General features: G+C 47.4%; 13 protein-coding genes. 10 read left to right on the forward strand and 3 right to left on the reverse strand.

The genetic code is table 11. The features are described 5' to 3' along the window. The first annotated feature begins 51 nt into the window (after nt 1–51). The 7 genes from ACN4EK_RS31455 (at nt 52) to ACN4EK_RS31485 (ending at nt 4,832) form a co-directional block, all read left to right on the forward strand. The gene (locus tag ACN4EK_RS31455; protein WP_431662400.1) at nt 52–651 is read left to right on the forward strand and encodes a response regulator; all 600 of its coding nucleotides are present in this window, start codon (nt 52–54) and stop codon (nt 649–651) included. A 198-nt stretch (nt 652–849) separates the two neighbouring features. Beyond that, nucleotides 850–1,431 carry a DsbA family protein gene (locus ACN4EK_RS31460; protein ID WP_431662390.1) on the forward strand — a complete coding sequence of 194 codons (582 nt, stop codon included), beginning with the start codon at nt 850–852 and terminating at the stop codon, nt 1,429–1,431. A gap of 228 nt (nt 1,432–1,659) precedes the next feature. Next, nucleotides 1,660–2,397 (forward strand): CPBP family intramembrane glutamic endopeptidase, encoded by a 738-nt coding sequence (locus tag ACN4EK_RS31465; RefSeq protein ID WP_431662391.1) that lies wholly within the window; start codon nt 1,660–1,662, stop codon nt 2,395–2,397. 35 nt (nt 2,398–2,432) lie between these two features. Next, entirely contained in the window at nt 2,433–3,110 is a 678-nt protein-coding gene (locus tag ACN4EK_RS31470; RefSeq protein WP_431662392.1) for a GOLPH3/VPS74 family protein, read from the forward strand. A 20-nt stretch (nt 3,111–3,130) separates the two neighbouring features. Continuing rightward, entirely contained in the window at nt 3,131–3,922 is a 792-nt protein-coding gene (locus tag ACN4EK_RS31475; RefSeq protein WP_431662393.1) for a CPBP family intramembrane glutamic endopeptidase, read from the forward strand. 128 nt (nt 3,923–4,050) lie between these two features. Next, nucleotides 4,051–4,353, forward strand: a complete 303-nt coding sequence (locus ACN4EK_RS31480; protein ID WP_431662401.1) for a hypothetical protein — start codon at nt 4,051–4,053, stop codon at nt 4,351–4,353. A 77-nt stretch (nt 4,354–4,430) separates the two neighbouring features. Next, a complete protein-coding gene (locus tag ACN4EK_RS31485; RefSeq protein WP_431662394.1) occupies nt 4,431–4,832 on the forward strand; it encodes a RidA family protein in 402 nt (133 codons plus the stop codon). Between the two features lie 69 nt (nt 4,833–4,901). Here ACN4EK_RS31485 and ACN4EK_RS31490 read toward each other — a convergent pair whose 3' ends face one another. Next, the gene (locus ACN4EK_RS31490) at nt 4,902–5,171 is read right to left on the reverse strand and encodes a hypothetical protein (RefSeq protein ID WP_431662395.1); all 270 of its coding nucleotides are present in this window, start codon (nt 5,169–5,171) and stop codon (nt 4,902–4,904) included. Nucleotides 5,172–5,306: 135 nt separating this feature from the next. Here ACN4EK_RS31490 and ACN4EK_RS31495 point away from each other — a divergent pair, with 135 nt between their 5' ends. Further along, on the forward strand, nt 5,307–5,447 hold the full coding sequence (locus ACN4EK_RS31495) for a hypothetical protein (protein ID WP_431662396.1): 141 nt from the start codon (nt 5,307–5,309) through the stop codon (nt 5,445–5,447). A gap of 1 nt (nt 5,448) precedes the next feature. On the opposite strand, the gene ACN4EK_RS31500 is transcribed toward ACN4EK_RS31495, so the two are convergent. Together ACN4EK_RS31500 and ACN4EK_RS31505 are read right to left on the reverse strand one after the other, a co-directional pair. Beyond that, on the reverse strand, nt 5,449–6,021 hold the full coding sequence (locus ACN4EK_RS31500; protein ID WP_431662397.1) for a dihydrofolate reductase family protein: 573 nt from the start codon (nt 6,019–6,021) through the stop codon (nt 5,449–5,451). Nucleotides 6,022–6,421: 400 nt separating this feature from the next. Next, the gene (locus tag ACN4EK_RS31505; RefSeq protein WP_431662402.1) at nt 6,422–6,688 is read right to left on the reverse strand and encodes a hypothetical protein; all 267 of its coding nucleotides are present in this window, start codon (nt 6,686–6,688) and stop codon (nt 6,422–6,424) included. 142 nt (nt 6,689–6,830) lie between these two features. Between ACN4EK_RS31505 and ACN4EK_RS31510 the strand changes: the two genes are divergently transcribed. Both ACN4EK_RS31510 and ACN4EK_RS31515 read left to right on the forward strand, forming a co-directional pair. Further along, on the forward strand, nt 6,831–7,349 hold the full coding sequence (locus ACN4EK_RS31510; protein WP_431662398.1) for an anthrone oxygenase family protein: 519 nt from the start codon (nt 6,831–6,833) through the stop codon (nt 7,347–7,349). A gap of 57 nt (nt 7,350–7,406) precedes the next feature. Then, the gene (locus ACN4EK_RS31515) at nt 7,407–7,892 is read left to right on the forward strand and encodes an anthrone oxygenase family protein (protein ID WP_431662399.1); all 486 of its coding nucleotides are present in this window, start codon (nt 7,407–7,409) and stop codon (nt 7,890–7,892) included. The last annotated feature ends 138 nt before the right edge of the window (nt 7,893–8,030 follow it).

Genomic DNA, 8,030 nt, shown 5'->3' on the forward strand with positions numbered 1-8,030 from the left:
AGATGTGTATAAGAGACAGCCCCACACCCCATACCCCAAATTCGGGTTCTGATTGCGGACGATCATGCCATTTTTCGGCAAGGATTAGCCACGATTATTAACCGCGACCCAGAGATGCAGGTGATTGCCCAGGCTGAAAATGGGGAGCAGGCGATCGCGCTATTTGAGGAACACCAACCGGATGTCACACTCATGGATCTGCGAATGCCTGAAGTAGAAGGAGTTGCTGGCATCGGTGCAATTTGTGCGATCGCTAAATCTGCTCGGATTATTGTACTGACCACCTATGATAGTGACGAAGATATTTACCGGGGATTGCAGGCAGGAGCTAAAGGATATCTGTTGAAAGAAACTGAACCGGATGAGCTTTTGAATGCCATACGCACTGTTCATCGGGGGCAGCAGTATATTCCGCCTGATGTGGGCGCAAAGTTGGCACAGCGGCTCAGCAATCCAGAACTGAGTGAACGAGAACTAGAAGTACTCCGCTCACTGGCGCAGGGAATGAGTAATGCCGATATTGCAACTGCTTTGAGTATTGGTGAAGGTACAGTTAAATCTCACGTCAATCGGATTTTGAATAAGTTAGATGTCAGCGATCGCACTCAGGCTGTAATTGTTGCGGTTAAGCGCGGCATTGTCAGTTTATAGGATGTACTTTCGATTGAGTTCGGATTCTACCTTAAGTTAGAGTCAGTCTTCTACTCTACGATGGAAAGGTTACTCTATCAATTTTTACTGTAAAAATTTTAACTCGCTATAGACGACAGCTTAAAAGTGATTTCCTATATTGAATGTATGCAAATCAAGATGCAGTCAATGGATTGAGCAAGTCAATTGCAAGGTTCCATGCTTGCTGCAAACGTAGAAAAAATGAACGACGATCGCAGTCACAGTTCCTTACTTGTCCCGCCTTCACCCCAAGACTGGATGCAAGGTGTGCTGAGTGCCAAGGTAGTACTGGTGATGTATGGAGACTATCAAGACCCTAGAAGTGCGGACGTTTACAAGCTGATCAAAGAAATTAAACGAGATTTGAGTGCTTCCCTTGAAGAGGATGATTTATGTTTGATCTTCCGTCACTTTCCGCAGATACAAGTTCATCCTCATGCTCAACGGGCTGCCGAAGCTGCCGAAGCTGCCGCTGCACAAGGACAGTTTTGGTTAATGCACGATATTTTATTTGTTCATCAACGGAAGTTAGAGAACGGTTACCTGATAGAGTACGCCAATGATTTAAGGCTTGATATTCCTCAATTTCTCAAAGACTTATCTAAACACGTGCATATCGATCGCATCAATGAAGATATCGAAGGTGGAATACACAGTGGAGTAACATCTGCTCCAGCCCTGTTTATTAACGGAAGTCGATATACAGGGCGTTGGAAAACAACGGAGTTGATGGCAGCGATGATTTCTGCAAGTCATTAAACTCCCTGATATTTGCTCCAATGCGTCTCTACCTTGTCTGTAAGCAAAACAGGTTTGCTAACTTCCAAGCAATATATCCACGCACGAGTAAAGGAGACAAAGATGAGGAGCTATGCAATCAAAGGAAAGAAGGGAATCGGAACGGAAGTGAAAGACGCGGGTGACCCCGGCAAATCCCAAACCCATCAGCAACTGAAGTCAGTCACCTGATAAAAGGAGTCAATTATCATGCCTCGTGTTTCTTCAAATCACCTGCGGGAGTCGGGAAAGCCCCCTTCCGCGTCCTCGGCTCGGTCTAGCAAAACCTCTCGTCCGGGCTGGCCCGAGATTATCGTCGGACTCGTCGTCTATTTAATCGTAGGGTTCGGAGGTGTCTCGCTGTTCAAGCAACTCGGTCTTGACCCCGTGGTCCACGGCCTGATCTTGGCCGCATGGACCGGCGTCGCCACCCTCATCGCGTTCACGGCAGCCGCGCGGATGCGGATTCGTTCCCTAAGCGCCTTCGGTGTACGCCGAACCTCCAGTCGCTGGCTTCTAACCAGTGTGGGTGTAGGGCTGGTTGCCTTTGTGCTCAAGGGGCTGGCGATCATGGCCTGGATCCAGATCACCGGGGACACGGACAATGTCCAGGATGTTTACGCAGAGGGTGGTCGCGACGGGTTACTGTCTCTGGTTTTGTCCACAGTATTGATCTCCGTCTTCTCACCCTTCGGCGAGGAACTGCTCTATCGCGGCATCGTTACCAACGCGCTGCTGCGCTATGGCTCGTTCGCTGGGGTAGTGGGTAGCACCGTGATCTTTGCCCTCATGCACGGTATTAACATTGTTTTTCCGGCGGCTATTGTGGCCGGTCTCGCTACCGCTGAGGTCTTCCGTCGTAGCGGCTCGATTTGGCCCGGTTTCGTCGTTCATATTGTTTTCAACCTGCCCACAATCCCGGTGATGGTGCTCGTTGGCACGGGCTGAAAGAAACCGCCGCATACTTCAATCAGGAATTCATCATGCAATATCTTTCACAGGATTTAATCCTGCTTGCACTCAATCCCCAAACTGGGAAAACTCGCTTCTCTTTGTATTCTGCGCTCGATTATGGCTTGGTCGGTTCTTTATTACTAGATTTGGTTCTGCAAGGCAAACTTGAAATCGACAACGACAATCGTGTAATCGGTGCGATACGTGCTTCGCACGGGCAAGCCACCGCAGTCAACACAGGCAACGAGTTCTTAGATCAACGCCTCAGTGAGGTTCTAGCCTCGTCTCGTCCTCGAACTGCAAGGTTCTGGGTGACTCGTTGGAGACGAAGATACAGAGGAATTCAAACGATTGTGTTGCAGAGCTTAGTTGATTTAGGGGTTTTAGAACGACAAGAGCAACGCATTCTTGGACTGTTCCCAACGCAGCGATATTTTCTCACCGATGAATCCATTCAACACGAGATTGCCCAGCAAGTTCGTGCCGCCGTGTTAGAAGGCATTGGACTGGATTCTCGGATGGCAGCGTTGATTAGTTTGATGCAAGCTTCTCACCTGACTGATGCGGTGTTTAGACTTGAAGAACGTCCTGAAGCGCGATCGCGAATTAAAGCGATCGCAAGAGAGGAGTTGGTCGGTCAAGCCGTTTCAAAAGCAATTTTCACCGTTCAAGCAGCCACGACTCTGGGATCTAACCCAGTATTCTGATGTCTCTAGAGATTAAATCAATGGCAGTTTTGAAACAATTTGGGATTCTATTTGTGTTGGGCATTGCGGGAATTGCAATGCTTGCGATTACCTCGGTTTCATTAGTTGAGCAAAAATTGGCGAAACTGTCTCCAGAAACACTAGCAAACGTTCCGCCACTGTGGGTTTTAATGCTGCTGCAAGCACTACAGCTTACAGTGCTACTGGCAATCAGCATTCTGATCGGAATTGGCTGTGCCTATCGCGTTGGATTACGCTCACATTTGATTGATTACTGGGTATTTCATACCCCTAAGATTCCATATTCTGTCATTGAGATGAAATGGAGCCTGGGTATAGGTGCAGCGACAACGATCATTCTCCTGTTGCTCGATCGGTTGATGCAACCTGCCCTACCTGAAGCACTACGGGCAGCCAATAACACAGAACCGAATTGGCTGAGTTCACTTACAGCAATGCTTTATGGCGGCATCACTGAGGAAATTCTGCTGCGCTGGGGCTTAATGTCGCTGCTTGTTTGGATCGCGTGGAAAGTCTTCAAACAAGGCGTTACTTTGCCAAGTGCAGGGATTTACCAGGGTGCGATCGTTCTAGCCGCGTTGGTATTTGGACTACTACACCTGCCAGCGACTGCCGCGATCGTTCCCCTCACTCCAGTTGTGATTATTCGAGCATTGTTACTGAATGGGATTGCGGGGATTGGGTTTGGCTGGCTCTTTTGGCAATACTCGCTAGAGGCTGCAATGTTAGCCCATATTAGCTTTCACGCTTTTACCTTTGTTCTTAGCGGTTTACTGGCAAGGTTGGCTTAAGTTTTGGAATCAATCTCATAGGGCTATCACTGCCCACAAAGCGTTACCGTGAAAGGTTTTAAATATGGTGGGCGATGTCCATTACTTGAATTGATGCTCAACTCTACAGTTTTAAGGTGGTGAATAAAATGATTCAGTACAAAGATTTTGCGCCTCGGATTACTGAACGAGGACCCTTCGGCGGAGCTTCCGATTACGAATCCTTCTCTGAGGTTGTGAGTGCTGTAAATCAGTGGATCGAAAGTACAACGATACAGGTGATCAATGTTGAAACTGTTGTTTTACCCGATCGGGTTGAAGGCACCAGTGATGATGTCTATGGAGTGACGACCAGTAATGCTTTCTACCCAGTGATGATCAGTCAGGGTCTTGCAATCAATTGCTTTCAATGTGTGCGTGTGTGGTACTGGCAAGTGAATTCTGAACATTAGGGTCTAGATCAGATGATGCCGAAACAAACTCGTTTCAGCAACGCGAGATAGAGAAAACATATTACAGAAGGAACATCATGAATAAGCCTGAATTTTTTGTTACCCCTGGTTATGGGGAATACATGCTGAATAACTTGCATTACTCACAAGCAGTCAAAATTGGCGATCGCGTGGAGACATCAGGACAAGGTGGCTGGGATGACAATCTGCAAATTCCAGAATCGCTTGCGGACGAGATTAGTCAAGCGTTTCGGAACGTGGAGCGAACCTTGGCAACTGCTGGTGCAAGTTGGGAGCACGTTGTCCATGTTAATTCTTACCATGTTGGTGGGTTGCCCCCAGAGGTTAACGATGTGATGGTCAGGCTATATCGCCAATATATGCCCAACCATGCCCCAATTTGGACACAGGTAGGAGTCGCGGCTCTTGGACTGCCAACAATGCGAATTGAAATCCGCGTGACTGCAATTGTTCCATGAGTTTCGTATCACTGGCAGCAGGGACGGTTCCGTTAAAGTATCCACTTGAACAGCGGAGAAATGCTGATCTCATCGGTATCCAGTTGCATCAGCCGGTTTGCCCATTTCTGTTACCTCCTGAATGTAGCGCCAGGCATCCGGTTGAGAGCCATCCAGATCAGTAAAACCATACACTTTGGCAAGTTGACCACTGGAAACGTACTCTGATCGGTGGGTGCGGGTGCTGCGCCCGGTCACGTAAACGATCGCTCCGGCGGCACCCAGTTCGGTTGCAATGCCTCGCCCCGCTCCACGAGTGCCTCCCGCCACGATCGCCACTTTATCGTTTAGTGGTTGCATAATGACCTCTCGAAGTTGTTCTAAAAAGTAAATTCAATTCACTGTTATTGGGGTAGTTCATTTGCTTATCGAGATGCAGAGCCAGCACCGAGTTGGTTCATCAACCCCATCACGTCATTTTTCACCCAGCTATCGGTGATTCGCCCTTCAACAATTCGCACGATCTTCATTCCCGTCATTGTTATAGGACAGATGGAAGTGATTGAACCCCTAGAGTTGCGCGATCGCGTCGTAAAAGCAGCAAAAGAGGCGATCGCACTTCATACCAGGCGATGACCTAATGGTTCACTCGATAGTGCAATAACATGAAACCGTTCTTGTAAATTTTGCTGTCGGTTAACTCCAGAGAGGTGAGTGGGATCGTTCCTGAGAAAAGTGGAATTCCTGAGCCAAGGAGAAAGGGATGGACTTTCAAAATCATCTCATCGATCGCTGGAAACAGAACTGTGGCTAAATCCCTACCCCCACACAACCAAATATCTTTACCAGGTTGCTGTTTGAGTTTTTGAACGAAGGGGACTGGATCGGATGCAACCAATGCAACAGCAGGATGGGGACTTTGCTGGAGAGTATGCGAGAAAAGATACTGGTTCATTTGTGGGTAGGGATTTGTAATTCCTTCTTTTAGCCCAACTTCGTAAGTTCTGCGTCCCATCAAAACACTATCAAAGTACTGATTGTCAGCCGTAATCCCTAATGTCCCTTGCAAATGGGCTGGAATCGTTTCAGGAAAAGCAGAAAGCAAATCTGCAACGTGTTCTCCTTCCATGAGAAAAAAGTCAAACGAGCCATCTTTACGGGCAATAAAGCGATCGACCGTACAGGCAACAAGATAAATCAGTTTAGACATGCACAGTATTCCATCCTACAAATGCCTGGTTTCTGCTGGTGGTGATTCCCAATTGTTGTTTCGCCCGTCGCTGTAGTGAACAAGAGAAGCTAATCCTAAAGGAGTATCTTCTCTACCGACTTCACCCAACAAGGTGAGAGCAAAATTTCTCTATCTTTGGATGGATTTTTGTATGGGTACCACTTTATGATTCATCTCAAGAATGTGCTAGTGCCACAAGAATCAGATAGCGAAACGGGAGAGTGTCTTCCTAATCTAAAGATGTCTTGATAAAGCAAATCTACGAATCAGGAGAAACAAATGGCACAGTGACTACACATTGATGCGAGTCCCCGTGGAGAACGTTCCCATTCTCGTCGTATGACTCGTGAGTTTGTCCAACAGTGGCAACAGCACCATCCTAATGATGCGATCGCCTATCGAGATGTGGGTCGCATTTTTGGACACTCTGGCGCGGCACATAACGGTATCGAGCCAGTTTCGGTACGGTTTGGGGATCATTAACCTTGAGCAGTCGCAACACACTCCAGTAACCTTCTCCTGAAGATGAAACCACTCCAATTCGCATTCCTTCCGCTCGGAGCAGGAAAAAAGTTGCCACAATTTCAATGATTAAGTCTTCGATCGCCTGCCCCGCCTGAGTTCTGTGAGTAACCTGATTGATCATCGACGCTGATGCTTACAAAAGTTGATACTCTATGAATGACAATTAATAGTCAATATGACAACTAATTGTCATATTGGATAGTATGGCAGCAATTGGACATTGTTTTCATATTGCAAGCAAACCTCTTTCAGGAGGAGCCATCATGGTTTTGCAAACCTGGCGTTTGATTACTCTCATCCTGGCTGCACTTAGCATGGGAATGGCATTCTGCCACACACTAGAACTGCCAGCGAAAATGCAGTACGATGCAGCCCTTTGGACAACAATCAACCAGAGCTTATATCAACAGTTTGGGTCGCTTCCTGGCATCTTCTGTGAAGTTGGTGCCGTTCTCACTGCGATCGCGCTAACCGTTCTGGTTCGTAAACGGCGACCTGCCTTTTATTGGACATTGATTGGTGCTATTTTGCTGGCTCTTTCCCTAATCGTCTGGTTTGCATTAGTTGCACCGATGAATGCGGAATTTGCTCAATGGACGGTTGATTCTATTCCAGCCAATTGGATGCAGGTGCGAAATCAGTGGGAATATTCTCACGCTGGTCGTTTTGTGCTGCAACTGCTTGGGCTATGTGCCCTCCAGGTCTCACTTCTGGTTGAAATTCCAACCAGAAAACCCCGCAATACCAACACGCCTGAAGTTGCACCCTTAACCAGGCGTTAAAGGAAATTACACACGTCTAAGTAAGAGGAATTAGTCATGTTTCATCTCCTGCAAATTTTGACTGCAATCCTGATTGCGGTAGCAATGGCGATGGCACTGGCTCATGCCCTGGAGTTACCCGGAAAAATGCGTCTTTCAAAAGAGACCTATTTTGCTATGCAGCCTATTTATTACCCAGGGTTCACTGTTGGAGGAGGAATTGGAGAGTTTGGCGGCGTAATCGTCACCCTGATCCTGTTGATTCTCACCCCCTGGGGCAGCACAGAATTCTGGCTGACATTAGTGGCATTATTGGGACTCCTTGGAATGCAAGGGGTGTACTGGTTGATTACGCATCCGGTTAATCAATTTTGGCTTGAAGGTGAAAATTTGAGCCGCTTTAGTGCTGACTTTTTCTCATTTGGTGTCAATCAAACGCAGCAAAACAAAAGGGCAACTGACTGGACAGACCTCCGAAACCAGTGGGAATATTCTCATGTCATTCGCACAGGATTTGCTTTGGTCAGTTTGATTGCGATCGTGCTTGCCCTCTCAATGAATTAGTCTACACAGCAGGAGATGGACGCATAGAGAAAACATACCAGGGAGGCTGCAACTATAGCACTATGAAAATTCTTGCCATTGGCGCGGCTTTGTTGCATGATTAGAAAAACGACCAGACCTGCCTTAAGGTCGTCCTGG

The organism is Pantanalinema rosaneae CENA516 (assembly GCF_050753385.1).
In the GTDB taxonomy this organism is placed as follows: domain Bacteria; phylum Cyanobacteriota; class Cyanobacteriia; order Leptolyngbyales; family Leptolyngbyaceae; genus Pantanalinema; species Pantanalinema rosaneae.

What these genes read in the sequence shown, in the direction of transcription:
- ACN4EK_RS31460 (WP_431662390.1), top strand. Translation starts at nt 850, where the DNA reads ATGCTTGCTGCAAACGTAGAAAAAATGAACGACGATCGCAGTCACAGT.
- ACN4EK_RS31465 (WP_431662391.1), top strand. Translation starts at nt 1,660, where the DNA reads ATGCCTCGTGTTTCTTCAAATCACCTGCGGGAGTCGGGAAAGCCCCCT.
- ACN4EK_RS31470 (WP_431662392.1), top strand. Translation starts at nt 2,433, where the DNA reads ATGCAATATCTTTCACAGGATTTAATCCTGCTTGCACTCAATCCCCAA.
- ACN4EK_RS31475 (WP_431662393.1), top strand. Translation starts at nt 3,131, where the DNA reads ATGGCAGTTTTGAAACAATTTGGGATTCTATTTGTGTTGGGCATTGCG.
- ACN4EK_RS31480 (WP_431662401.1), top strand. Translation starts at nt 4,051, where the DNA reads ATGATTCAGTACAAAGATTTTGCGCCTCGGATTACTGAACGAGGACCC.
- ACN4EK_RS31485 (WP_431662394.1), top strand. Translation starts at nt 4,431, where the DNA reads ATGAATAAGCCTGAATTTTTTGTTACCCCTGGTTATGGGGAATACATG.
- ACN4EK_RS31490 (WP_431662395.1), bottom strand. Translation starts at nt 5,171, where the DNA reads ATGCAACCACTAAACGATAAAGTGGCGATCGTGGCGGGAGGCACTCGT.
- ACN4EK_RS31500 (WP_431662397.1), bottom strand. Translation starts at nt 6,021, where the DNA reads ATGTCTAAACTGATTTATCTTGTTGCCTGTACGGTCGATCGCTTTATT.
- ACN4EK_RS31505 (WP_431662402.1), bottom strand. Translation starts at nt 6,688, where the DNA reads ATGATCAATCAGGTTACTCACAGAACTCAGGCGGGGCAGGCGATCGAA.
- ACN4EK_RS31510 (WP_431662398.1), top strand. Translation starts at nt 6,831, where the DNA reads ATGGTTTTGCAAACCTGGCGTTTGATTACTCTCATCCTGGCTGCACTT.